The 25,745-nt window shown below is 50.5% G+C and carries 19 protein-coding genes; 7 read left to right on the top strand and 12 right to left on the bottom strand.

All coding sequences use genetic code 11. The annotated features are described in order from the left end of the window. Positions 1 to 221: 221 nt before the first annotated feature. The 7 genes from KOO62_10895 to KOO62_10865 all read right to left on the bottom strand — a co-directional run bounded on the left by KOO62_10895 (position 222) and on the right by KOO62_10865 (position 10,542). Complete coding sequence (locus KOO62_10895) at positions 222 to 2,438, bottom strand: HEAT repeat domain-containing protein (GenBank protein MBU8934499.1); 2,217 nt, start codon at positions 2,436 to 2,438, stop codon at positions 222 to 224. Next, a complete protein-coding gene (locus KOO62_10890; protein ID MBU8934498.1) occupies positions 2,410 to 3,591 on the bottom strand; it encodes a PQQ-binding-like beta-propeller repeat protein in 1,182 nt (393 codons plus the stop codon). The genes KOO62_10895 and KOO62_10890 overlap by 29 nt, the downstream gene beginning before the upstream one ends. Continuing rightward, the gene (locus KOO62_10885; GenBank protein ID MBU8934497.1) at positions 3,591 to 6,401 is read right to left on the bottom strand and encodes a hypothetical protein; all 2,811 of its coding nucleotides are present in this window, start codon (positions 6,399 to 6,401) and stop codon (positions 3,591 to 3,593) included. The genes KOO62_10890 and KOO62_10885 overlap by 1 nt, the downstream gene beginning before the upstream one ends. 115 nt (positions 6,402 to 6,516) lie before the next feature. Further along, positions 6,517 to 7,614 (bottom strand): AmmeMemoRadiSam system radical SAM enzyme, encoded by a 1,098-nt coding sequence (gene amrS / locus KOO62_10880; GenBank protein ID MBU8934496.1) that lies wholly within the window; start codon positions 7,612 to 7,614, stop codon positions 6,517 to 6,519. Beyond that, positions 7,499 to 9,094 (bottom strand): HAD-IIIA family hydrolase, encoded by a 1,596-nt coding sequence (locus KOO62_10875; GenBank protein MBU8934495.1) that lies wholly within the window; start codon positions 9,092 to 9,094, stop codon positions 7,499 to 7,501. Before KOO62_10875 ends, amrS begins: the two co-directional genes overlap by 116 nt. Next, positions 9,094 to 9,867, bottom strand: coding sequence for an undecaprenyl-diphosphate phosphatase (locus KOO62_10870; protein ID MBU8934494.1), 774 nt, complete (start codon positions 9,865 to 9,867; stop codon positions 9,094 to 9,096). The genes KOO62_10875 and KOO62_10870 overlap by 1 nt, the downstream gene beginning before the upstream one ends. A gap of 48 nt (positions 9,868 to 9,915) precedes the next feature. Further along, positions 9,916 to 10,542 carry a hypothetical protein gene (locus tag KOO62_10865; GenBank protein MBU8934493.1) on the bottom strand — a complete coding sequence of 209 codons (627 nt, stop codon included), beginning with the start codon at positions 10,540 to 10,542 and terminating at the stop codon, positions 9,916 to 9,918. A gap of 257 nt (positions 10,543 to 10,799) precedes the next feature. On the opposite strand from KOO62_10865, the gene KOO62_10860 reads away from it, so the two are divergent. Then, positions 10,800 to 12,173 (top strand): sodium-dependent transporter, encoded by a 1,374-nt coding sequence (locus tag KOO62_10860; protein ID MBU8934492.1) that lies wholly within the window; start codon positions 10,800 to 10,802, stop codon positions 12,171 to 12,173. Positions 12,174 to 12,189: 16 nt separating this feature from the next. On the opposite strand, the gene KOO62_10855 is transcribed toward KOO62_10860, so the two are convergent. The 4 genes from KOO62_10855 to KOO62_10840 are packed head-to-tail and all read right to left on the bottom strand — an operon-like array spanning position 12,190 to position 16,503. After that, positions 12,190 to 12,867 carry an ABC transporter ATP-binding protein gene (locus KOO62_10855; protein MBU8934491.1) on the bottom strand — a complete coding sequence of 226 codons (678 nt, stop codon included), beginning with the start codon at positions 12,865 to 12,867 and terminating at the stop codon, positions 12,190 to 12,192. A gap of 26 nt (positions 12,868 to 12,893) precedes the next feature. Further along, the gene (locus KOO62_10850) at positions 12,894 to 14,144 is read right to left on the bottom strand and encodes an ABC transporter permease (protein ID MBU8934490.1); all 1,251 of its coding nucleotides are present in this window, start codon (positions 14,142 to 14,144) and stop codon (positions 12,894 to 12,896) included. Between the two features lie 4 nt (positions 14,145 to 14,148). Then, a complete protein-coding gene (locus tag KOO62_10845) occupies positions 14,149 to 15,384 on the bottom strand; it encodes an ABC transporter permease (protein MBU8934489.1) in 1,236 nt (411 codons plus the stop codon). Positions 15,385 to 15,408: 24 nt separating this feature from the next. Then, a complete protein-coding gene (locus tag KOO62_10840; protein ID MBU8934488.1) occupies positions 15,409 to 16,503 on the bottom strand; it encodes an efflux RND transporter periplasmic adaptor subunit in 1,095 nt (364 codons plus the stop codon). A 377-nt stretch (positions 16,504 to 16,880) separates the two neighbouring features. Here KOO62_10840 and asnS point away from each other — a divergent pair, with 377 nt between their 5' ends. From asnS to KOO62_10810, 6 genes are all read left to right on the top strand, one after another. Next, entirely contained in the window at positions 16,881 to 18,278 is a 1,398-nt protein-coding gene (gene asnS / locus KOO62_10835) for an asparagine--tRNA ligase (protein MBU8934487.1), read from the top strand. A gap of 167 nt (positions 18,279 to 18,445) precedes the next feature. Continuing rightward, positions 18,446 to 20,656, top strand: a complete 2,211-nt coding sequence (locus KOO62_10830) for a hypothetical protein (GenBank protein ID MBU8934486.1) — start codon at positions 18,446 to 18,448, stop codon at positions 20,654 to 20,656. Positions 20,657 to 20,806: 150 nt separating this feature from the next. Next, the gene (gene aspA, locus KOO62_10825) at positions 20,807 to 22,675 is read left to right on the top strand and encodes an aspartate ammonia-lyase (GenBank protein ID MBU8934485.1); all 1,869 of its coding nucleotides are present in this window, start codon (positions 20,807 to 20,809) and stop codon (positions 22,673 to 22,675) included. 26 nt (positions 22,676 to 22,701) lie between these two features. Beyond that, a complete protein-coding gene (locus KOO62_10820) occupies positions 22,702 to 23,031 on the top strand; it encodes a hypothetical protein (GenBank protein MBU8934484.1) in 330 nt (109 codons plus the stop codon). Positions 23,032 to 23,198: 167 nt separating this feature from the next. Beyond that, complete coding sequence (locus KOO62_10815) at positions 23,199 to 23,552, top strand: CGGC domain-containing protein (GenBank protein MBU8934483.1); 354 nt, start codon at positions 23,199 to 23,201, stop codon at positions 23,550 to 23,552. 220 nt (positions 23,553 to 23,772) lie between these two features. After that, the gene (locus KOO62_10810; GenBank protein MBU8934482.1) at positions 23,773 to 24,231 is read left to right on the top strand and encodes a CBS domain-containing protein; all 459 of its coding nucleotides are present in this window, start codon (positions 23,773 to 23,775) and stop codon (positions 24,229 to 24,231) included. A 189-nt stretch (positions 24,232 to 24,420) separates the two neighbouring features. Here the strand turns inward: KOO62_10810 and KOO62_10805 are convergent, their stop codons facing one another. Further along, positions 24,421 to 24,996 (bottom strand): hypothetical protein, encoded by a 576-nt coding sequence (locus KOO62_10805; GenBank protein ID MBU8934481.1) that lies wholly within the window; start codon positions 24,994 to 24,996, stop codon positions 24,421 to 24,423. Between the last annotated feature and the right edge of the window lie 749 nt (positions 24,997 to 25,745).

The raw sequence follows: 25,745 nt of genomic DNA, 5'->3' as shown, positions 1-25,745 counted from the left end.
GCTATCCGGACACAAGAGCGACACAACCAATACTGCCATAATGGCCCACCATCACCGCCATATAGACAGCAACAATATGCACATATGGCAGATGCCTGCCATTGTGGCGGCTTGCGGACAAACCGTTTGATTCTATGGAGATTATGCAAGAAAGGATAGGTCACGGGTGTTGAGAGACCTCGTCCGCCGTACGGCGTTATGCTCCCGGCAAACGAGTCCTGTTAGTGGCGGGACAGGATCTCCGTGACTGCCTTATGGAGAGACGATTGTCTTAGCATCCGCTGTGCTACCGACATTGAACTTTCGAACTCCCGGAGTCGATCTATCGAAGCAGAGTCGCCGATACGTCCAAGAGCAGCTACAATAGCCAATCGGAGTTCATCCCGGGAAGCTCCACCTTCGGCCATTTCGGCCAGTAACTCTTCGTCTTTGAGCAGTCGTGATAGGAACTCCCGCGAGCCTTCACCACCTATCCGTCCCAGAGAAGTAACACCTCGAACGGCAATTGCTGGTTGTCGCCGCATGGCGTCAATCAACATAGGCGCGAAATCCTCGGTGCCGATCAAGCCAACTGCCACAACTGCGCTTTCCCGGATTTGCTTGTCAGCATCCTCGGCCATAAGAGTCAGCATATCGCAGGCATCCTCGCCACCTATCTTCTCAAGCGTGGAGACAATCTCCCGTCGGACCCGGACATCAGGGTCACCTATGCGCAACCGCAATGGAGTCACTCCTTCCTGGTCCTCCAACAGACCCAGGATGAAAATGGAGTTGCGAATGACATACCACTTGACATCGGGAAGTTCATGTCGATTGCTGTCACGTTCAAACAACGAGTCATCGGCCAGTATACCCGAAAACACATTCAACGTAGCCCTGCCCAATTCGGCAAGGATTCTCAGTGTTAGTTGCCTTATATGCCGCGCCGGGTGCGAAATTATTCGAGATAATCCGACCGCCGCTTGTTCGTCCCCAATCGCAATCAGCGTATCTCGAATGTGACCAGTCGTCTCGGAATTGCCGGCTATCAGGTCATCAATCAGAGCCGATATTACTTCCGGGCGATTCATGTTCTGGATGATTATCTTGACCACGATGGAATCATAAACGATTACGCCACCCTCTACTCGACGCCGAGCACCGACCATAGTCGCCAACCGGGCCAGAAGATCGTATCGTCGAGAGATGATACACTTGTCCATTGCGCGCCAGATCAGCTCTGAGTATTCAAATGATTCGGCTCCTGAATTTAGCACCGTTCCCATACGCAAAATCATATTTTCAAATACAGTCGAGTCACTTTGAACCGGTATAGAATCTACCAGGGCAATCAGAAGATCAAGAGATCGCCCTCGCTCCCGCATATCAGTTGACCCCAGCAAATCCATGAGGAACTCGATTGTCTCGGCCGCTTTTCCCTTCTGGCCGGTACGCATCAAACGAGCAAACGCATCCACTAATTCCTGCGTGGTGAGAGGGACCGAATCGTTGCTGAGACATTCTCTCAACACTCTGTCAATCTGATCCCGAGATTCGAACTTGATGGCCGAGACCGGGTCGCCACCTTCCTGCGACACATCCGCCATGAAACGATTGTCGCCTATCGAATCCTCGATTTGAGTAGTGATCTGATCACGTTGCGGATGGAAATCCAATAGCTTCTTCAATGACCTGTAGCGTTTCCTGACTTCAGCTGCCTGCTCGCTGTCGGATGTAGTTGATCTGAGTTTCTCAAGGGTAGCTACGATCTCTTTCTTGATTTTGTCCGGGTCCAGCGTAGTCACTTTCTCAGGCATCAGATACTGCACAATATCATAGGAAAAATCAATTGACTGTGTCTCCAGCCCGTCTTCACCGCCGTCCATAATTTGTGCCAGACGCAGTGGAGAATCTCCTAACTGACGCAGAGCAATATTGCGAACAGAAAAATCACCTTCAACATCGCCCCGAAGCCGGACGCCATTCTCGAATAAATTGAAAGCCAGTTCGGAGTTGATTTCAATCGTGTCGATACCAGATCGTTTCAGGTAGGTGCTCAAAACCTGGCTCTGGTCAGTTCGGGAAACGCGTTTTACGAATCGATCCAGAAACCGCGCCAGTTCAGTCATTGTTATCTGTTGTCTGAAAAACATAACGTCCACACCAAGGACCTGCATATAACGAACAATCTCTTCCGTGAACACAGATTCCTTGAGGCGGATATTCGAAACGAAGAGATGCCCTCGCTCAATGCCAAAAAGCACGGATTTCTCAAATGCGAAGAGCTTGTCCAGAGAGAAAAATGGCTTCTCAACCGCCTTCGATGACATCGGATGACTGGGGCCGTAGATCGCCACTTTACGACAGGCCATAGACAAATCCCGCACCAGAGCCTGGGCTAGTTCGTTAAGATTAGTATCAAGAGTGGATTCAGTGAAGAGCTTGTTCGAGTGTTTCATTGATTTCTCCGCAGCAAACAATCATTCCCGATTCGGTAGCCACATAGACCCGGTCGCCGTCGCTTACCGGGCACTGCCTGATGGCACCGATCAACTGACGTTGATCAAGTAGCTTACCGTCGATCACATCGAGACAGAACAGCTTCCCGCCCAGAGTCCCTACCAGCACGTTCTTCCCGATCACAACCGGCGCGGCCCGAACAACCTCTTCGGTCCGGTAGCGCCACAACTCGGTGCCGGTCTGGAGATTCAGCGCTACCAGGTAGCCGCTCGTCAGGCCGATGAAGACCTTCGCCTCCGACACAGCCGGGGCGGCCCAGATGGAACCATCGAGGTTGGTCGTCCAAACCTTCTGGCCGGTCTCGGAATCGAGGGCATAGACGCCTCCGATCACATCAGTGACGATCAACAGATCCGACAGCACCGGGGCGCTGACTAATGGTCCATCGAGCGTCACCTGAAACCGAAGGTTTCCACTGTCAGGCGTCAGGGCATACAAGACTCCCTGGTCATCACCCTGATACACCACACCTTGGTCACCGGCGGCAGGAGCAATCAGCCTTCCTTCAGTCTGGAAGGTCCACTCCTCCTCACCGGTATTCAGGTCATAAGCGATCAGCAGACCGGTTCTCGAACCGACCAGAAGCCGGTTGTTTACTATTATCGACCCACTGGCAGCATCCTTTACGCGGTCACGCCAGATGGTCTTGCCATTGCGGAGATTTATACAATTGAGTTGGTTTTTTCTTGGTGAGAGAGAGAAGAAGGCCAGACTGTCCTGAATCACCATCCCCGTCTGAGGTATACCCTTACACCTGATCTTACCTAAATTTCTCCCGGTGAGAGTCTCAAAGAACTTGATCCGTCGTTTGGCCGAGGGGTACACAAGAATACCGTGGGAAAGAGCCAGCGGACCGGCAGGCTTGCCCGATTCGCGGCGTTCCCAGATAACATCAAGTTTGCCCGCAAAAGGTTTGTCTGCAAAATCGCCGGAAACAGCTACCCCTGTCGCCGCCAGATCACCTCGATGGAACGGCCAGGAAGAATGTCGCTCCAGGTCGTCTTGAGCCAATCGGTAGTTGTGGGAGCAAGCTTGCAGCCCCAGTATCAGGAAAGTGCACACTGCCCCTATTGTCATCCTTGATAAGACCATCAGAAATTCCATCCAAAGAAAAAGTCAAAATCAGCCTTTGGCGTGATAGTGTTGAAGTCGGTCGTATGAATGTAGTCGAATCGCAATAATATCACGCGACCGAGTGCAAGACGTACTCCAGCCCCAAAGGAACCCAGGAAGTCATCGTACCTCCAGGTACGGAAACCCGTATCCGAAGCGTAAGCGACATCAAAGAAAAGCGCTCCACGAATTGCTCTGAAACCCAACCCACCGAACGGAAAGCCTATCTGTAAATGATCGATCAAGGGAAATCTCAGCTCGGTCGAGGAGAATAGAACATTACGAACATAGAATCGACGACGGTCGTACCCTCGAAACGACCAGCTGCCGCCGAAATGGATTCGTTGCGGATCGATCCCGGTGGATGAATAACCAAATAACCGGGAGGCTACAGCGGAGTAGCGGCCCAGACGGAAGTAGTGTCTCACGTCAATTAACGCCATGCGGTTGAAATGTTCGCCTGTCTCCAGACGATTGGTTGCCCCGACCGTAAAGTTGTAGCGACGGCCTTCAATCGGCCCTGAAATATCCCAGAGAGAGTTGTCATACACCCAGCTCAGATAGTGTGTACCAAGGAAAGCCTCGCGATCGCGCAGGCCGTATCTTCGATATCGTTTGTTGTAGGCGGCCAGGTTCGTCAGATCGATACGGTGGAATTTGGAAAAAGGATAACTCAGAAGGGTGAAGATGCCAGCCTCGCGTTCCTCAAAGAAGCCATCATAGTCATTGAAATACTCGTCGTAGATATGATATGCGCCCAGCCCGTAGTTAATCCGTTTTTCGCGGTTGACGTGGGTGATTCCGATATTGAATGACTCCAGGAATTCATCCTTGGTGCTGGCCGTATTCGCCAGAAGTAAATAATAGGCATGATTGCCCAGAACATCCGAAATTGCCAATTGGAAACCACCAAGCGATCCATAGACCGGATCGTAGCCGATGCTCGACTGAGCAATATCAAGCGAGTAATCGGTATCGTACTTGATCGAGGCGCGAGAGTATTCCGAAGATATCTCCAGAGGTTTCCAGAGTCGCTGCGAAGCGGGCGAAGTTTGAGCGATTGTCTCCGGCTCGGTCGGTAGTGCCATCCGGTAAATCTGGAAAGACATGTCCTGATATCCAGTGTACACCAGATGCTCTCCATCTGGTGTCAACCTCGGATCAAAAGCCCCGGTCACAAACGTGGACTGGCGTGACAATGACCCATCGTGGTCGAGCAAGAACAAATTGAAACAGCCTTCGCGGTCGGATGAAAAATAGATTCCATCTTCAGTTCCGTCGGGCGATTGGTCGCTATAGGGGCCATTTGTCAATTGCGACAGAGCCCCGCTTGACAGTTCGTACTCATACAGATTGGTAGCCCCTTGCTGTCCTTCGACACAACGATCCGAGACGAAGATAATACTGGAACCGTCGGCCGCAAATACAGGATCAATATCATAATAGATGTCGTCCGTGAGCGACTCGTAGTTGCCAGAGGAAAGGTCCAGAACGTAAATATCGGTGAATCCGCTAAGACGAACGCCGGAGAAAACTATTTTCGAACCATCCGGTGAAAACTGTGGTGAACGAGTCGCCGCCAGCGAATCAAATTCGTAGCGGGCTACTATGCTGCTTTCGCCCAGGTCGTAGATATATATGACATCTTTTTCTTTTGATTTTGAAGAGAATACGATCTGACCTGAGGCATGGGCGTCTATCCCCGAACGCAGAAGATAAAGTGATTCCAAGTCGGATGAGCGTTCCCCCTTGACCAACGTTCGCACCGTGCGTTTGCGCGGACCTTCAGCTGGGGACATGTATATGCCTGAGTACCCCCGGCGATTGGCCTTGAATACAACCCATTCCTTCAGGCCGTCACCATCGTCCCACATGAGTGGCACTCCCTTGACCGAATAGCCGTCGCTGGTGATACGATCCGATTCCATATCCGGCAAGCCGAGATCGGCAAGTTGGGGGTAGTATTTCTTTCGCAGGCTGTATTCCCATTTACGGGAGAGTTCCTTCAAGTCGTCACCAAGCACATTCTTTACAATCTCATTGAACGTGCGTCCCTTGTACCATTCATCGAATATCAGCATTAGCTTGTCGGGACCATAGGCGGAATCAATGAAGGCGCAGATTGACTGGCCTAGCTTGTACATGAAATAGGTACCGCGAATGCGATACAATTCCGGGATTCCGAACAATCTTTCGTTGATGACCATGTCCTTGACAAACATGTCGGCATCGCTGTCCCACTCTTCCGACCAGAACTCGGCTATTCCCTCAGTGAACCACAAAGGTGGGTAGGCAACCTTGATCCGACTGCGACGCTGGACGGTCTGGTCGATTTTGTCGAAGGTGAATACATGGACTAGTTCGTGACGGATAACATGGTCCAATTCGTGGTACGAACCGTGAAACGGCAGGACAACTCTTCCCTTCATGAACTCCGTGAATCCCGCCACCGACTCCGGCAGAAGCCCTGGGACAATGTTGGTCTGCGTAAAGTAATTGGGTGAGGAATAGATTATAAGGGGAATCTTGTCCTCGATCTCGTGGTTGAACCGGGCTGCGAGAAGACGGTAGGAATCCTCAGCCGAACGGGCCGCCATCCGGGCTACCTCCATCTCTGTCTCGTAGAAATACAGCCGGAAATGCTCGGTAGTCATCAGCTGCCAATTAAAACGCGTATACTGGACTTTGTTTTTTCCAAAATAGAACTGCGCTCTCACCGACGTTGCACCAATGAGACCGAGAACCAGGAATAATAGTGCCAGGCGGATCAAAATATGTCTGTTCTTCATTAGTATCATTACCAACAGACGAAACCAGGGTCGTTTCAGTTTATTACAGTGTGGGATTATCTATCAATCCTCACCACATCCTATGATAGTATCGACTCAAACCAGGTTCAACTTGTTATTGCACAATACTTGTCGTAAAATCGCATTCTGAACATAGCCCGTCAACAACCCCCACAAGCCCTGTCTGGTAACCTTCGCGTCGGATAAGCAAACTACCGCAATGAGGACAATGAGAATCACTCGTCCCCTCCAGTATCAGATTCCCAACAAACACATACTTCAAACGTTGCCGTGCGATCTCCCAGGCTCGTTGCATCGTCGCCGTCGGTGTCGCGGGAATGTCCAGCCGATAACTGGGATGATAGGCAGACAGATGCAACGGTATCATTGGCGAGACCGAAACGATGTAGTCACATAATGCGATGAGGTCACTATCCGAATCGTTGAGCGTGGGGATTATCAGGTTCGTGATCTCAAGGTGAACGCCAGCGGCAACTATTTTCTCGATGCTCTGTTGTACCGGCTTCAGTTTTGCTTTGCATATTCTACGATAATGACGCGAACGAATACTTTTCAGGTCAATGTTGAAAGCGTCAATATGCTTCAGTAGTTCATCCATCGGATCAGCACTAATGTAACCATTGGAAACCATCACACTCTTCAGTCCGGCTTGATGCAACAGCGGGGCGGTATCCATAATGTATTCATACCAGATGATTGGCTCGGTATAGGTGAAAGCAACCCCGATTGACTTGCTGTCCACAGCCGCCGCAACCAACTCTTCGGGAGATAAATATCGAGTGGGGGTTCTTTCCTGGGAGATAGACCAGTTCTGACAATGAACACAACCCATATTGCAGCCGTTAGGACCAGTGGAAAGAATCGACGAACCGGGATGGAAATGATACAACGGTTTCTTTTCGATGGGATCAACCGCCAGTGTGACCAGTTCGCCATAGTTGTCGGTCACAAGCTGTCCCTCGTAGTTGTATCGACTGACGCAAATGCCCTTCTTGCCGGGAGTCAGACGGCACATAGCCGGGCACAACAGACACTGAACCTTGCCATCGCCGAGATCCTTTAAATATGCCGCTTTCTTAATCACAACTACCAACTCGCTCAATCTCTCTGACTGCGGCCAATAAATTATCCGCAACAATTGTTCTGCCTTCGAATCGACTCGGGACGAAACGTCGTTCTTCCTCTCGTCCATATCCAGTCCTGACAAGAACTGAACGGGCACCCACAACCCGGCTAAGATTGACATCATCAATCTTGTCTCCCACCACCCAGGATTTTCTCAGGTCAATACCCAACTCGATCGCGGCCTGATGAAGCATTCCGGGGGCCGGTTTGCGGCAACGGCATTCCCGAGTATATTTAGGGTTACTTCCGTCCGGATGATGGGGACAGTAATACAACCCACCCAGCTCAATACCCTCCTGTGCAAGCATCTCCAACAACCTGCGATTGACTCTTTCAACGTCATCAATGCTGAAATATCCGCGAGCCACCCCTGATTGATTTGACACGACGACTATCTTCAGACCAGACGCATGCGCTCTTTTCAATGCCTCAATCGCACCCTCTTCAAACTCTACTCCATCGGGGTCTTTCAAATAGTTCTTATCAACAATCAACGTACCGTCACGATCAACAAACAGGCCAGCCTGTTTTCTTATGTCACTCGTGAGAATCCCGCAAGCGGCCTCGACAACCCGCTCGACTGCCAGCCGGTCAAAGCAAACTCTCTTCTCTCGATGACAAGACTTGCTTCCATGTAGCGAGCAAGGACGGCAGGATTCATCGACATCAAGAACCCGGTCAAACAACCCAGCCGGGGCAAATCCCAGAACCGGATGGGTCGGACCAAAAAGGGCAATTACTGGCGTACCGACCGACGATGATAGATGCGCTAGCCCGGAATCATTGGCTATGGTCAATCGACATCGAGCAATAACTGAGGCAAGCTTCTCAATCGGCCAGTCAGTCAAAGTTGTGAGTGCCTCGGCACATAGTGAACCGAAGTACTCTGTATCAACATTATCAAACGATGATCTCGCCCAGATAATATGAATCCCTTGGTCACGGTGCAATTGCTCGGCAACCTGGGCAAATCTTTTCACCGGCCATGCTTTGGTAGAGTGAGCCGCTCCGGGGGCAATCAGGGCTGTTGGTCCTTTTTTATTTAACGATATCATCACATCAGGATTCAAAGACATAGAATCGTCAGGGATTATTATTGGGGTTGCCGCTGGTATCCTTCCCCCAAGCTGTCGCAGGCAGTCATTGTAAAGATCAATCGTATGCGGCCATGATTGGGGAAGCTGGTCGGAGTCAACCGCCTGCCGTCGCTCCCATCGTCGTTTCGGATAAACTACTGTGTGTGTGGCCGGCAGTATCTTTCTCGTCAGCCACGACCGTGGGTTGCCGTGCAAATCGACGACAATATCGAAATCCATCTTGCGGAGCAGAGCGAGAAACAAGAATTCACTGCGTTTACCCATATTTTCTGGCCATGTAACAACGTTACCGACGCCATCGAAGCGTTCAACTACTGAGCGGAACCGCTCTTTGGTGAGATAAGTGAGCTTGCTCTCGGGAAAACTGATCTTGAGATTGAGCACGGTCGGGCTGGTCAGCAACACATCACCCAATGATCCCAAGCGAATGACAAGGATTTTTCGCATCACTATTGGAAAAGATACAGTCCAAACGCACCGGCGGCAAAACAATAATAGGCAAAACCTGCAAACTTTCCGCGACGGATGATTCTCAGCAGGATAGCCACCGCCAGCCAACCGAAGACAAACGCTGCCACTGCACCGACCAGATACTGCAGTGCGAGTGACGAATCGAGCGCCATCAACTCGTCAGCTTTGAGCACGACTGCACCCAAAATAGCCGGGATAGCGAGAAGAAAGGAAAACTCCGCCGCCTTCTCCGGTTTGACACCTAACAACAATCCGACCGAGATTGTGCTCCCCGAGCGCGATATACCGGGCATTATTGCAGCCGCCTGTCCAATCCCCATAATCACCGTTGACAGAAGTGTCATCGGTTTGTCCGAGGGCTTGACCAACTTCGTGGATAACAAAATCAACCCGGTCACAATCAGCATGACCGAGGTCAGGATCGGACTTGAAAAGGAATCCTCGAAAAAATCCTTCAGAAACACTCCAGCTAATCCAGCCGGAATTGTTCCAATAACAAGAAAGCCAAATATTCTCCGCTCAGCTTTCATCTCGCTTCTAAATACAGACAGGATCAACTGCCCAATACGTTCTCGGAAATAAACAAACACAGCCAGCAACGTACCAAGATGCACGAGAAGTTCAAAGGAGACACCGGGTTCCTTGACACCAAGAAGCGCCTGCGCCAGGACCAGATGTCCGGATGATGACACCGGCAGGAACTCGGTCAGTCCCTGCAGAATTCCCAGAAGCAGGGCGTCTAAGAATGACATTCCAACTGCCTTGCCGGAACAGTTCCATACATTGGGATCAGGCCGGTTTTACAAGATACGATAATCAAGCCCCAGGAAAATGCCGTCATTGCCGTCGATCTGGAACTCGCCATAGAGACTAATGAACTCACTGGCCTCATAGCAAACGCCACCGTGAAAGCCAAACTTCAACTCAGAGTCGGTGCCCCAATGGTCCGAGTCCCAACGTTCAAGACGCAGGTTAATCCGCCCATACGGGGACAGTGTACGACCGTTTGACAATCTCATGGGGTATGAGCCGAGACTAAACATACCAACCTGCAGCATGCTGGATCCGTCAGAGCCGACGAATTCAAACAGTCCGCCTACGGCCAGGTCAAACGGATGACGGGCGAGGTCACCCATCGACCAGAGTTGATACTTCAGGTCAGCCCCGAGGGCCAGTTCGGTTTCGTCGTTGTCGGAAATCAATCCCAGCTTGAACCGGCCATCAACATATTGCGACATGCCATACGTAAACGCCCCAAAGAAACTAGTAGCATCAGCAACCCCAACTCCTCCTGCAAACCTGGCCTGTCCTCCTCCCGCCGCCTGTGCAGTGGTGAGATTGCCGAAGGTCGAGCCGGCAGCATCGAATGCCATAGCCGACGACGTTGAGGTCAGAAGTATCAGTACGGCACAGATGGTTTTCTTCATAATACAATCCTCTATTGTTTCAAAATACAGAGTTCAAATCACTTATACACCTAATGACCGTCCTTGGATTGGGTCAACCAAAAACGACCCGACTGGCTTTATTTGTTGACTACGTAGCGGACTGGTAATTGTTTTCTTTTTCAAGTGCGAACACGACTGTCAACGACCATCGCCGGGAAGACAGGCGACGACTTGATTCATGAAGCGCATAGCGTAATATAACTGTTCACACTCCGGCACTACAGGAGCACGAAAATATGGCAGACGATTGCGGCAAGACAGGTAAGTTCCGAGGACAATGGGCCGGACATCTGGGATTCATTATGGCCGCCACCGGATCGGCGATAGGCCTGGGGAATATCTGGAAATTTCCATATATCACCGGCGTCTACGGCGGGGGGGCGTTTGTACTGGTCTATCTTGCGTGTGTTGTAATAGTTGGACTGCCATTGATGCTGGCCGAGTTAATGATTGGTCGCCGTGCACAATGCAACCCGGTGGGTGCTTTTCAGAAGCTACATCGAAAAGGCAGCACGTGGCAACTGGTCGGATGGCTGGGTGTAGCCTCCGGGTTTTTGATTCTCTCCTATTATAGCGTGGTAGCCGGGTGGGCGCTGGCATACATCTTCAAAGCTATCGAAGGATTCACCGGCTCGGCCGATCAGATCGTAGGTCAGTATGAAATACTGGCAAACAGTGCCGGAACATCGTTCATGTGGCACAGTATATTTATGGTCCTCTGTATCGGGATTGTCATCGGCGGCATACAAAAGGGCATTGAACGGTGGTCACGGATTCTGATGCCGACACTGTTTTTCCTTTTGTTGGCTTTGATGTTCTACGGTCTTTTTGGTACGGACGGAGGAACCGCCGCTCTGAAGTTCCTGTTTGAACCAGATTTCAGCAAACTGAGCGCAGAGGGGGTTTTGTCGGCTCTTGGGCACGCCTTTTTTACACTCTCGCTTGGTATGGGCGCCATGCTCACGTATGGCAGCTACATGCGTAAGGATCGCAGTATCCTCAAGGACGCCATCACGGTATCATTCCTCGATACTCTGATCGCCCTGATGGCGGGGATCGTAATTTTTTCCCTCGTGTTCGAATACGGCACGCAACCTGATGTCGGACCGGGGTTGATATTCGCCACTTTGCCGGTGTTGTTTGCAGAGACCGGGCCATGGATTTCGGTGCCGTTTTTTGTTCTGCTATCGTTCGCCGCTCTCACTTCAGGCATCAGTCTACTGGAAGTCGTCGTGTCATACTTTATTGACCAGCGAGGGTGGAAACGAAGCACGGCGACTCTTATGCTGGGTGGTACTATCTGGGTCTTCGGGATGCTGTCGGCAGTAGCCGTCTGGAAAGTACCGGTGAATATCCTCGGTGAAGACCAGGGTTTCTTTGACTTCTTCGATCTCTTGACAACCAACTACATGCTACCTCTGGGTGGCCTATTAACCTGCCTGTTTATCGCATGGGCGATGAAAGACAAGGATCGATCCGAGGAATTTGGCTCGTCGGGGTCGTTGTATCAGGGTCTGAGATTTGTACTCCGATACATAACGCCCGTCGCAATGCTTATCGTTCTATTGCACGGACTGAAGTTGTTGCCGTTCATGGACTATAGCCCGTAGGGGTCGGCCGTCGCCCTCAGGCCAGGTTTCCGTTGCCCTCTATGCGACCATCCCTGAGGCGAATGATACGTTGAGCTTGATTGGCCAGGCTCATATCGTGAGTGATCATAACAATTGTCTTGCCCGCTTTCCACATCTGGTGAAACATCTCGATGATCGCTTCGCCTGATTTACTATCCAGATTGCCGGTCGGCTCATCGGCCAGGATCACATCCGGATCGTTGGCCAGGGCACGGGCAATAGCCACGCGTTGCATCTCTCCACCGGACAACTCGGTTGGCTTATTGTTGAGTTTGTCCGCCAAACCAACACGAGATAAAAGTTCAAGGATGCGATCCTTACGTTTCCGTGCCGATACTTTGGCGAACAGTAGTGGTACTTCAACATTTTCGTAGGTTGTAGCGTATGGCAGGAGATTGAAGGCTTGAAAAACGAAACCAATCTTGGTGTTGCGGATATCGGCAAGTTGATTGGACGTAAGGCTGCCGACCTGCCGACCTTCAAGTAAATATTCGCCTGAAGTCGGAACATCGAGACACCCGACCAGATTCATAAGCGTCGATTTGCCCGAACCCGAAGGCCCCACTACCGCCACAAACTCCCCCTGGTTGATAACCATATCAATATCTTTGAGGGCCTGAAACTCAACCGTACCGGTCATGTATGTCTTGGTTACTTTGCTCAACTCAATCATTGTCATTAGCTCCGCATGGCTTCGGGTTACTCGTGTCGCAACGACTCTACCGGATTGACCGAGGCAGCTCTCATGGCCGGGAACAAACCGCTGATAATACCCATAATTCCCAAAATCGAGACTACAATCAAACCCGTCTCCATCGAAATAGTCGGTCGTCCCATAAAATCAAGCACATCGGATTCTATCGGAATTCTTTTAAAACCCTCAGTGAGAATATAGCTGATAGCCATTCCTCCGAAACCACCGAAAAATGTAATCAGCAATGCTTCGATCAGGAACTGGGCCAGGATATATGATCGTCGCGCACCAACGGCCATTTTGACGCCGATCTCTCGCGTGCGCTCCTTGATAGATACGTACATGATGTTGGCCACGCCCACACCAGCGATGAGCAGGGTTAAGCCACCGATAATACCGAGAAAAATGTTTATTCCCATCAGAATATTGTTGAACTCGCGGGCACTCTCGGCCGTGTCCCAGATCGACAAAGCGCGTTCATCGTTTGGATCAAATTTGTAGCGCGCACCCATTGCCTCATAGACTTGCCGTTCAACCGCCTTCATGTTATCCACATCCCACGGTTGGTAGACAATGTTATCCAGCCAGGGATCCCCAAACACAGTTTTGAACGTCGTCGCCGGAATAGACACTTTGTCTTCGTCCGAACCGGAGTACGAGTTCATCTGCATTTTCTCCTGCATTACCCCGATAACCGTAAACGGCATACCATTGATGAGCATCTGTTTACCTATCGGGTCTTCATCTCCAAACAGGCGTTCCTTGAAAGCATCGCCGAGGAAGGCTACGCGTCGCTTCAACTCAATGTCCAGCTCGTTAATCATACGCCCCCCCATCATGGGTATATGGGCACGCATCATTTCGAACTCAGGACCAATCCCGTTGATATGTTCGGAGAGAACTTTATCGCCATACTTGACCGCTACTCCCCAGCGATGGTACTCTCCGGCAATGTAGCGTATTTCGGGAATGCGATCTTTCAGATATGCCGGGTCTTCTTTGAACAGATGAATCCTTCGCCCCTTGCCGTAACCTTTGTACGGGATCGTCGTTTGACCACCCCACAGGATTGATATCTCGTCGCCCATACCGCGACGGTTGATAGTAAGTTGAGAGTGCAATCCTTCTCCGAATCCGAGCAGCAGCATAATAGAGATCGTTCCCCAGCCCAGGGCCAACAGGGTTAGGGCGATCCGTTTCTTCTGCTTCCGGAAATCACGGATGAATACGTTGTATACAGTGGCAAAGTTAATCATCGTTTTAAAACAGTTTCAAAGCCTGGACCGGTTGCAGGTTTGCTGCACGGCGAGCCGGGAATAGTCCAGCCAGCGTCCCCACCAGCCCAAGTAGAACCGTGGCCAGAGCACCGCTGAAAAGACTGACCCGGGGTACACCTATATACTCCTCAAGCCCCATCAATCCGACACCGTAGACGACCCCCCAGGCAAAGAGAAACCCCAGAATACCACCAACGCCGGTGATAAGCATTGTCTCGAATAGAAACTGACTGAGGATAGCACTCTTTCGGGCACCGAGCGCCATCTTGATACCGATCTCTTTGGTCCGTTCTTCAAGAACCACATTCATAATGTTAGTAACGCCGATGCCGCCAGTGATCAGCGTAGCGACGCCGATACCAACCAGAAACGTGCTGAAAGCCATGAAGAAATTCTTCAGGAAAGCAAACCCTTCGGTCGTATCCCAGATTGAAAGCGCCTCAGTATCATCCGGGTCAAACCGATACTTGGCACCCATAATTTCATAGATTTCTCTCTTGGTGGCTTCCATTGAAGCTGTCGGTGGACATTGCACCACGAAATTGTTGACATATCGGCGGGAATACATCGTCCGGAATGTCGAGGCAGGAATAAATGCCTTCCGTGAGTCACGCCCATTGTAGGAGCTATCCTGGTCCTTCTCTTTCATTATTCCAATGATAGTGAAAGGAGTGTTGTTCAGAAGAACAGTTTTTCCGACCGCTTCCTCCTCACCGAACAGATCTTCTTTTAGCAGATTACCCAGGAAGACGACGCGTCGTTTCTCCGCCAGGTCACGATCGTTGAGAAAACGGGAACCGTAGTCTGGTATGAGATTCCGCATAATACCAAATTCTGGCCAGACACCGATGACATTACGAATGGTCTCATTACGCCCAGCCTTCATCATAACATTCCACTTCGAATATTCGGGAGAGATGTGCATTAGTGTCTGGGCTTTCATTTTTATCATGCGAACATCATCAACCGTAGGGCGAACGCGACGACCTTTCGGCAGGCCTTCGAACTCTTCCGACGTAATGCCCGGCCAGACGATGGCAATATTCTCACCCATGCCTTTTTGTGATTTCAGCTGGGCTTCGGTTATCCCGACCCCGAAGGCGAAGAGCAACACAATAGAACATGTCCCCCAGAAAATACCGAACATAGTCAGCATACTGCGTAGCTTCTGGCGACGCATATCATTAAAGAACTGCTTAACTACCTGAAAGGGCATCATCGTCGGTAATTCCTCAAAGTGCTATCAGTCAGCCGTTATCTCGCGCGGTGGGCGCTCAACAAGCAGCTCACCCTCATCCAGTCCCTCGGTGATCTCAATATTGATACCGTCTGAAAGTCCCGTCATAACATCACGCGTTGTGATAACACCCAGAGTATCCTGCACCTCAACCGAGGCGGCTGAATCTTCAATATAAACCAACCGCTCGGGTACCAACAGGATGTCTTTTTTCTGAGTAATGATGACATCGGCATTGGCACTGTACCCGGCCCGCAGTATGCTGGAGCCGATATCAGCAATCAGGATCTCGACCTCAAACAACGTCGATCCTTCTTCACGGTGAGCCTTGGGAGAAATCTTTCTCAGCGTTCCTGCCAGTTTCTCGTTAGGGACGGCACCGATTTCAATCTCGGCCTCCATTCCATTGTAGAGCTTGCCAACATCGATCTCGTCCACATTCCCCTTGAAGATCAGGTCATCCATCTGGGCCAGGGACATCAGATCGGTGCCGGCCTGGTAGGAGGTCAGCGGAACTACCGGATCGCCCTCCTCGACCAGAACCGAAAGCACCATCCCAGCAATAGGGGACCTGATAATATTATCCACTATTCGATCGGCGATTTTGGTATGGCCCGATTCGATCAGGGAGAGCTTTTCCCGTGCCAGCTCAAGTCGCAGTTTGGCTTCATCATAGATAGCCAGCGCTCGATCATATTCCTGGTTGGAGATTAGTTGCTTGTCTTTGAGACCTTTGGTACGGTCGAACTCTCGCTTGGCGTTGTCGCTGACCACCTGGTTAAGTTCCACCTGCCGTTTGGCCTCGGCAAACTCGAGCGGTGTAGGATCAGGGGCGATATCAAGAAGCGGATCGCCCACTTTCACCTCGTCACCAATCTCAACATATCTCGTCCGGACCAGCCCGGAGACCTTCGACTTGATTGAGATTTCCCTTTTGGGTTCAATACGACCAACCGCGAGCGCTTTGTCGATAATTGAACCACGCTCTACCACAAATGTTCTGACTCCTTCGTCCTTGCTGGCAGAGCCGTCGATAGCAAAGAATAACACCCCCCCGATGACAGCTGCGATAAACGTGAAGAGAACTATTTTTTTCACCATAGTATCCTTATTCCTGGCAGTAGGCTGTTTTGTTCGTTTCTAACCAACAGTACGGTCAGTACCTGTGATTGTTTCGCATAATAGATGGACGTGTTTTTGAACTTGTCTTCAACCATAAAGATAAACAGAAGAAAACCCCGACTGTCCTGTCACAATCGGGGTCAACTTCACTAGATGGGAACTCAAACCCAAGAAAATACTGTTGTCAAACTCTCAATTCTTTATACTCCGATTTCTCACTCAAGTTTCGTTTTATGGAGTAGGCTTTCATTTTTTCTCTTCTTCTTGCCAAAGTCGACCCCACACCGTTAATTGGAGACCGTTGCCGTCGATAAGCGTGGCAAGAAGATAACACACTATGTCCGGAGCGTTTACGAATGGATTACAAGACACGGACCAGGGTTCGGCAGATTATTGTCGAGGACAAAATCGCAATTGACTCAGAGATCATAGTTCTTGGACTGGCCCGCACGGTCCGCAAGAGCAAGAATGTCGCCTTTGTAGAGATCAACGATGGATCTTGCATGTCCAGCATTCAGACTGTGATTGGAGAACCGGACAAATTCCCTGTTCTGGATCGGATTCTGACCGGGGCCGCTGTGCGGGTAAAAGGCAAATTGGTGGCATCTCAGGGCAAGGGTCAAAAATTCGAAATCGTGGTCGAATCTCTGGACCTGATCGGTGAAGCGGACTCTGACTACCCGTTGCAGAAAAAGCGCCATAGCTTTGAATTCCTGCGAGAGATTGCCCATCTGCGACCGCGTACCAATACTTTTGGAGCAGTCCAGCGGGTACGCTCGCGGTTGGCCTATGCCATTCATAAGTATTACCAGGATCGCGGTTTTTATTATATTCAGACACCAATCATCACCGCCTCTGACTGCGAAGGGGCTGGTGATCTTTTCCGCGTAACTACCTTGGATATGGATGCCGTCCCTAAGAAAGAAGGCAAGATCGACTGGGAATCCGACTTTTTCGCCACTGAGGCTTACCTGACTGTGTCAGGCCAGCTCGAAGGCGAACTCATGGCTACGGCATTGGGTGACATTTACACTTTTGGTCCGACATTTCGCGCCGAGAACTCCAACACTGCGCGTCACGCCTCCGAATTCTGGATGATCGAACCGGAGATGGCTTGGGCCGAACTTGACGACAACATGGATCTGGCTGAAGATTTCCTGAAATACTTGTTCCGATTCGCGCTTGAAGACTGTGCCGACGACCTCGACTTCTTCAACAAGTGGGTGGACAAGGAACTCATATCAACGCTAGAAGGTTGCATTAAAAACGAGTTCGAACGTTTGTCTTATACCGATGCCATCAAGCTACTGGAAAAATCAACCGAGAAGTTCGAGTTTCCCGTCAAGTGGGGAATCGATTTACAAACCGAGCATGAACGCTTTCTGACCGAAAAAGTTTTCAAAAAACCGGTCATTGTTTACGATTACCCTCTTGAAATCAAGGCCTTCTATATGCGGGTCAACGACGATTGGAAAACGGTGGCGGCTATGGATGTCCTGGTACCGCGCGTGGGCGAGATCATCGGCGGTTCACAGCGTGAGGAGCGGCTCGACGTTTTGCAGGAGCATTTGAAGCGCAAGGGCATCACCGATTTTAAGCCGTTTGACTGGTACTTCGATATTCGCAAGTACGGCACGATGCCACACGCCGGATTTGGACTCGGATTTGATCGGGCAGTAATGTACATCACCGGCATGGCCAACATCCGCGACGTACAGGCCTTTCCACGTGTTCCCAGATGGGCGAAATTCTAAGAACCGACTTGTAGGTAACAACCGGCGATGACCCCTTTTCGCTTGCAGTAGGCCAGTTCGTGGCTATATTGTGTTTGTACCGCCATGTATATGCCATTCGGTTTTGCCTACATTCGTTGCGGCTTTGAGTGCCCGGCCAGCTGGATTGAAACCCGGAGGAGGTCGCTTTGAAATTTAGAAAAATCGCTCATCTGCCTTTGCTGGTATTGATCAGCCTACTCATCCATCTGATAGCCCTTACGGTTGGAGCGGAAGACCAGGAACGTCCGTGGGATCCTGCTGAAATCAGCCAAGCCCACCTTGATCTCGGAGAACAGAAAAGGCAGGCGGTTGAGAGGTGGTGGCAATATCAGCAGGAAACACTCGAAGAAAGGTCTGAGTGTACTCAAACCAATTACGATGTACTGGTCTATGACATTGACATGAATCCTGACGACCTGCTTGATAGTCTGTTCAGCGCTGTACGTATCCTGGCTCGGGCGACCGAAGATAATGTGACTGAAATTCAGATTGATTACCGCAGTAGTAATATCGTTGACTCAATAACAATGCCGTCCGGTCCGGTGGTCTACGGCAGGGATGGAGACGTAATAACGATTACACTCGACCAGACTTACAATGTCGATGACACCATAGATGTGGAGTTGTTCACCCGCAGCTACAAATACTGGCGGGAAGTGGACGGCGAACTGATCCTGGCGACGGCCTCGGAACCCTGGTCCTCTCGTGACTGGTGGCCCTGTAAGGATCGCCCCGATGACAAAGCCGACTCCTTCCATATCGCAATCACTGTCGACACATCCTATTACGTAGGCAGCAATGGAACCCTCGACTCTGTGGTCGCCGGGTCTGATCGGTGGCAAACCTGGTACTATACCGAGCACTATCCCATGGTTACTTACCTCTTTTCGCTGGCTATCGCTGACTACACCGTTTGGTATGATGAATGGGTATATAATAATGGCGCCGACACCATGCCGATTGTTAACGCTCCATGGCCGGAACAGTATTTGCTGTCATTAACAAGCTGGGAAATTGTCCCTGATGCCATTACGTTCTTCTCTGAACTTTGGGGTCCGTACCCGTTCGCCGACGAAAAATACGGCCACACCAACTGGATCGGCGGCGGAGCGATGGAGCATCAAACCATGAGCACCATGGGCAACAGTGACTGGGTATTTGAGTTTCGGGTAGTGATCCACGAGCTGGCCCATCAGTGGTGGGGTGATATGATCACTTGCCGGTCATGGGGACATCTGTGGCTCAACGAAGGCTGGGCCTCATACGCAGAGGCAATCTACGTTGAGGAACAATGGGGCACCGAGGCGTATATTGACTATATGACCGGTATGGAATACTACGGCAGCAATTCCGTCTACTCATATGACACAACCTCCAACCTATTCTCGCTGGCTCAATACGATAAAGGCGCCTGGGTCCTGCACCAACTTCGCCGAGTGATAGGCGATTCTGCTTTCGATGAAGGCGTCAGGGACTACTATAACTCTCCCTTTCAACACGGCACAGCGACAACAGAGGATTTCCGTGGCATAATGGAGTCGGCATCGGGACAAAACCTTGAGTGGTTCTTCGACCAATGGGTCTACGGATGGAAGTACCCTATTTTCGAGTGGGCATACTGGGACGAACCGTCCGATTCCGGAGGATATGACGTTTACATTGCTGTGGACCAGGTTCAGACCTCCGATCCGCAGTTGTTCATAACCCCGCTTGATTTCCAGATCAAAGAAACGGCAACTGAGTACGTAATTGAGACAGGCTGGGTTGATCGCCGGCACCAGATCCTCAAATTCAACGTGCCGCTCGATGATATTATGATTGTGATGTTCGACCCGGATAACTGGGTGCTGGATACGCACTCCGGGATGGTTTGGGGAATTCGCATTGTCACGTTCGACGAAGAGTTGCATAACGGACAGCAGTTCCTGCCTTACATCGACACCGTTGAAGCCAAGGGTGGGTATGGCCTGGCTAATTTCACTGTTACCGGAGGAACCTTGCCTGAGGGCTACACTCTCGATGAAGACGGGATTATCAGCGGTACAACCAGTGATACAGGTTGGTTTACTTTCACCGTATATGTAGAGGAATCCGGCCCCGAGGACGAAGTCGAGCTTAATCTATATGTGGGACCGACTGTGTATATATGCGGTGATGTCGACTACAACTGGGAGGGACCCAATATTGCGGACCTAACCTACCTTGTAGCCTTTCTCTTCACAGGAGGTCCACCTCCACCAGTAATGGAGACAGCTAATATCGATGGAATTATAGAGTCCGGCAGCCCGGTCAATATTGCTGATCTGACTTATCTGGTGGCGTACCTGTTCACCGGTGGCCCGGTGTCAGTGTGTTAGGCCCTTGCAGTCCTGACAGGTTTGTCACTCCAACAAATACGGTGGCAAACTACACAACAATTTGGAAGCAGTAACCAGTTGCTTCCTCCTATTGCCAAGCACACTCATATCTGCTATGTTCTCCCCTGAAAAACCATTGGGAGAATATGTATGAACTCGATCAATAATCAGGATTTCATTGGCCGGATTGAGCTGTTTGCGGACCTCACCGGAGAAGAGCTAAGCCTGCTCACAGAGGCGGTTGTAACCAACGAATTTGAACCCAACGCTCTTCTATTTGAGGAGAACAGTGCCCGCCAACAGGTCTATATTGTTAAAACCGGTTGCATTGAGCTTTTCAAGACCTCCCCTCTCGGCGAAGAAAAACGGCTGCTCTGTTTCGATCAGGGTAGTTTCCTTGGCGAAGGCGCCCTTATGGATGACTATCCCCATTCAACGTCTGCCCGCGCTCTTATCCGGTCAACCCTGCTGGTGATCAGCCGTGACGCCTTCGGCCATCTGTCTGAAGATCATCCTCAGATCGCCATGAAGATCCTTTCGCGAGTGGCCCGCGTAATCTCCCGGCGACTCCGGCAGACGAGTTCTCAGGTAGTCAGTGCTGCTGCGCAGTATGTTTCCGGTCGTACTCGTCGTGAACATGACCTGCTGGGGGAGCGTGATGTACCGGATGAGTTCTATTACGGCGTCCAAACCTTACGCGCTCTTGAAAACTTCCCGATCAGTCATGTCGCGCTCAACCACTTCTCTGCCCTGATCGAGGCCCTGGCTATGGTCAAGATGGCAGCTGCCCGAGCTAACCATGATCTGGGCTTGCTGAAGAAGGACGTTGCCAACGCTATTGTCCAGGCCTGTCAGGATATTCTGGGGGGACGATTGCATACCCACTTCGTAGTCGATATGGTCCAGGGAGGCGCAGGGACTTCGACCAACATGAATGCCAACGAGGTTATCGCCAACCGTGCCCTTGGCATTCTGGGTCACGAGAAGGGGCAGTACGAACACTGCCATCCCAACAACCATGTTAACCTCTCGCAATCTACTAACGATGCCTACCCGACTGCTTTGCATATCGCCCTCATCCGGAGCAACGACAAATTGGCGGGCGTTCTCGACGACCTTATCAAGGCTTTTCAAGGCAAGGCGAAAGAGTTCACTCACATCCTGAAGATGGGCCGCACGCAGCTTCAGGACGCGGTACCCATGACCCTTGGTCAAACATTCGAAGCCTATGCTTCCACCTTGGCCGAAGAGACCCGGCGTTTGGAGGAAAACGCCGCGCTGTTCCTGGAGGTCAATATGGGCGGCACAGCTATTGGCACCGGCATCAACGCCCACCCTGAGTATGGTCCGAAGGTTGTGAGACATCTGAGTGAAATATCCTCACTGGAATTGAAACTGGCTCCGGACCTGGTGGAAGCCACCTCCGATACAGGCGCGTTTGTCATGTATTCCTCGGCCGTCAAACGGCTGGCCGTCAAACTGTCGAAGATCTGCAACGATCTGCGACTGCTATCCAGCGGCCCACGGACCGGACTCAATGAGATCAACTTGCCTGAGATGCAGCCCGGATCGTCGATTATGCCTGGCAAAGTAAACCCGGTTATTCCCGAGGTGGTCAACCAGGTTTGTTTCAAGGTAATCGGCAACGATCTTACGGTCACTCTGGCAGCCGAGGCTGGCCAGTTGGAACTTAACGTCTTTGAACCAGTCATCGCTCAATCGATCTTTGAATCGGTGGAGATGCTCAAGAACGCCATGAAAACACTCCGACATCGCTGCATCGACAGCATTACGGCCAACGAGGAAGTATGTCGCGAACAGGTAGCGCGAAGCATCGGCCTGGTGACAGCTCTCAACCCGGTCCTGGGTTACGAGGTCTGTTCACAATTGGCGCGCGAGGCTCTGGAAACGAATCGCGGTCCATACGAGTTAGTGCTGGAGAAAGGTCTTCTATCGAAAGAAGAACTTGATCGGCACCTGGCCCCCGAAAATATGATCAGGCACCGCAAGCATACTTGAGACTAAAGACCAGACAGTGTGAAGAGATGAACACTTCGACTTTCGATGAACAGAAATGGCAGGAGATCCTGGCCTATTTACGATCAATCACGAAGCCACCGATCCGGGACAGGAGAATACGGGCTATTCTGGTCAACCCTGCCAGCCACTGGCAGCCAAAGATGTTCATTGAGGTGGGCCATTCTTATGGAAACCTCGAGGCTGATGCTCCTATTGAGAAGGTAGTAGGCATTTTCGAATCAACTGTTTTCTTTGTCTGTACGGATAGTCGCGGAGCGGGTAAGGGGATTCCTTACTATTTTTCGCGCGAAGATATACGCCGGGTAGAACTCTGGGATTCGCCCCCAAACACTTAGCCCGTTGTTGAAAACCCATCACACAGAAAGCGACCGTGTGCTGTCTTGTTTGTGACCGAAGACAAACAACGGTCTAAGCGCTTGCTATTTCCCCCACTGTATCGTAGCCTACAAGATACATGTATCCATATTAAGCGATCGCATCGCATTGTTTGAAGGAGTGTCAGATGTCAAAGATAGCAATCCTCTATTGCAAACGGATCAAAGACCAATCGTGCATTGCCTGTGCCAAATGCTACAAGGGAATGGCAGAAAGGAACGGCGCCTTCGCCGAATATGACGAGATCGATCTGGTGGCCATGACCGACTGTGGCGATTGTCCGGGACTCACTGTTCCAAAAGTCAAGCTTCTGAGCGAACTCGCAAATAGTCTCGATCGGTCAATCAAAACAATACACTTTGGCACTTGCATGAAACTGGCCATGGAAACTGCTGATTGCCCGATTGACTTTGACAATCTCAAGGTAATCCTGGAGAATAAATTCGGTATCCGGGTTGTACTGGGTACGCACGCTTACTAACCATTCAATTTGATGTTATAGAATCGCTGTCAAGTCAGCTGTGTTCCTGCACAACGGCGTCGGAGATCGATATCCACTAACGGCGGTTGATTAGTTTTCGGGTTTCAATTTCCGGTAAACGACCACGACTACTTGCGTACATGGTTTTAATTCCGTATATTATGGTTTACAAGCTACTACTGAGCAAGAAGCTCCAGTTTCCAATCAGGAGGGATATGCAATGCGTGTAAAAACGTTACTGAAAAGAAACCAGAGGGATATCGTCACAGCGTTACCTTCGACAACGGTTGATGAAGCAATGGATATGCTCATCAGCAACAACATCGGATGTCTACCGGTCATGGGTCATAACGGCAAACTGGCGGGCATGATTAGTGACAAGGACATCTTCAGAATGGTACACAGTTCAAAGGGTGACTATCATAATGTCAAGATTGGCGATATCATGTCAACTGACTTGATAGTTGGTGTACCGGACGATGATCTGGCCTATATTGCCAGTATGATGGACAAGAACTGGATACGGCATATACCGATTGTTGAAGGCGATGATATGATTGGACTGGTCTCCCAGCGCGACATCATCAAGACCAGGTCAAGCCGCCACGAACGGGAAAACCGTTATCTGAAAATGTACATGGAAGGGCTTCACAAACGCGATCAGTCCGGCGATGTGTAGAAGCCTCATCGGCTAACAGCCGCTATGGGCTCGGGCGACAATCGGTCGCCCCGGCCTTGTCGTGGCCGGTTCATTGACCATAACGATGTGAGGGGATATTCACAAAACCTCACAGATTGGCATCAACACTACTCACTCAATATGATAGTATTGTTTCGGGTTTCTTGTTTGGTTTTCGTTGCTAGAGACTTAATCGTCGGAGGGCTTGGGGAAATTTACACTGACCGGTAGAGGATTACAAAGGTTTTTGTCTTCATCCTGCGACTGATCGTTTATTAGTTCATTCCCAAAAATAGCCAGGGCACAAGCGGCCAGAGCGTCTCCCAGTTGTCCCAAAACGAAATTCTGAGCCCACACCGTATGACTGGCCTTGGGCGCATCATCGAAGTTACCTGCGTAGCACTGCTCAACATTCTTCTGTAGTTGCCACTCGGTATCTTTCCAATTCACATGTACACAAACAATGTGGACTTCTCGGCTTGTAGGCATCAATGATTCCAGAATCGACAGTTGATATCGATTCTCTTTCGTTCGAAGGGACAGACTCAAACGGATCCGCAAACCTGACTCCAACCCTACATCTTCCGGTTCGGCAGGGAACTCACGAAGACGTTGCTCCCATGTCTCATTCTCCGAGTTGTCCGGAATAGGCAAATGCTCCAGCCATTTCAAAAGCTCCTGACGCACAAGCTCCAGGTTCATCAGGGGCTGGCCTTTTTGAAGCTCACCAAGCACAGCATCTTTTAGTTCTTTGCTGACAGCCATGTATACTCCCGATAACAACAATCCTGATCCTGTATCGAATTATCGGCAAGCAGGTCTGTCCGGCAAAGATCTGCCGTGCAAGTCCAACATCCAAAGCAACTATTTGTATTGAAACTGGACAGGAAAGAGGCGCCCGCACTCGCCCTGACACTTTGATGACCGTATTACGGTCGATGAGATTGAGCAAATCCAAGATACGCCGAAATCTGTGTTGACTTGCTCTAAAAAGGCAGTATACTATGTAATTAGATGGTTTATACTACTCAGTTAATGTCTTTAATACGATACATATCATACGATTGATGTTGAAAACACGAACTCACTTGCTTCTACTTCACCCGCAGGAGGACTCATGAGGCAGATTCTGCTCACTATCATCCTTGGATTATGCTTATGCGGTCTGGTTATGGCCGATTCGGACAACTATGCTGGCCCCGGAAAAGAACGGGTCAAGCTATCTTCGGCAGCTCTGAATAATCTCAAAGTCGATTTCCCCGGTGTACAAACCTATCGCCAGGGGTCTCTGGTTACTCGCCTGTATGGCAGCCCCATGATGTTTGGTTCTTCTCCATTTGCTACAGCCGAACAGTTCCGTCTTGAGCGGGCTGGTGTTTTCGGTGTAGCTCCTGAGAACCTTCTGGCTGGAAGTCCTTTCGACAACAAAATGACATCCCAACCTGTCGGATACGATCCCGAGACCGGATCGTACCGTTTTTCATTGCAGTACTACTCACAGTATCAGGATGGAA

The sequence above is a fragment of the Candidatus Zixiibacteriota bacterium genome, assembly GCA_019038695.1.
GTDB lineage: Bacteria > Zixibacteria > MSB-5A5 > GN15 > FEB-12 > B120-G9.
Note: the sequence above shows the minus strand (reverse complement) of the source record. Positions and strands in the feature narration are given on the sequence as shown.

Coding starts and splice junctions, on each gene's coding strand:
- KOO62_10890 (MBU8934498.1), bottom strand. CDS start 3,591: ATGGTCTTATCAAGGATGACAATAGGGGCAGTGTGCACTTTCCTGATA.
- KOO62_10805 (MBU8934481.1), bottom strand. CDS start 24,996: ATGGCTGTCAGCAAAGAACTAAAAGATGCTGTGCTTGGTGAGCTTCAA.
- KOO62_10855 (MBU8934491.1), bottom strand. CDS start 12,867: ATGATTGAGTTGAGCAAAGTAACCAAGACATACATGACCGGTACGGTT.
- asnS (MBU8934487.1), top strand. CDS start 16,881: ATGGATTACAAGACACGGACCAGGGTTCGGCAGATTATTGTCGAGGAC.
- KOO62_10815 (MBU8934483.1), top strand. CDS start 23,199: ATGTCAAAGATAGCAATCCTCTATTGCAAACGGATCAAAGACCAATCG.
- KOO62_10860 (MBU8934492.1), top strand. CDS start 10,800: ATGGCAGACGATTGCGGCAAGACAGGTAAGTTCCGAGGACAATGGGCC.
- aspA (MBU8934485.1), top strand. CDS start 20,807: ATGAACTCGATCAATAATCAGGATTTCATTGGCCGGATTGAGCTGTTT.
- KOO62_10845 (MBU8934489.1), bottom strand. CDS start 15,384: ATGATGCCCTTTCAGGTAGTTAAGCAGTTCTTTAATGATATGCGTCGC.
- KOO62_10870 (MBU8934494.1), bottom strand. CDS start 9,867: ATGTCATTCTTAGACGCCCTGCTTCTGGGAATTCTGCAGGGACTGACC.
- KOO62_10895 (MBU8934499.1), bottom strand. CDS start 2,438: ATGAAACACTCGAACAAGCTCTTCACTGAATCCACTCTTGATACTAAT.
- KOO62_10850 (MBU8934490.1), bottom strand. CDS start 14,144: ATGATTAACTTTGCCACTGTATACAACGTATTCATCCGTGATTTCCGG.
- KOO62_10885 (MBU8934497.1), bottom strand. CDS start 6,401: ATGAAGAACAGACATATTTTGATCCGCCTGGCACTATTATTCCTGGTT.
- KOO62_10840 (MBU8934488.1), bottom strand. CDS start 16,503: ATGGTGAAAAAAATAGTTCTCTTCACGTTTATCGCAGCTGTCATCGGG.
- KOO62_10865 (MBU8934493.1), bottom strand. CDS start 10,542: ATGAAGAAAACCATCTGTGCCGTACTGATACTTCTGACCTCAACGTCG.
- KOO62_10820 (MBU8934484.1), top strand. CDS start 22,702: ATGAACACTTCGACTTTCGATGAACAGAAATGGCAGGAGATCCTGGCC.
- KOO62_10810 (MBU8934482.1), top strand. CDS start 23,773: ATGCGTGTAAAAACGTTACTGAAAAGAAACCAGAGGGATATCGTCACA.
- amrS (MBU8934496.1), bottom strand. CDS start 7,614: ATGGACGAGAGGAAGAACGACGTTTCGTCCCGAGTCGATTCGAAGGCA.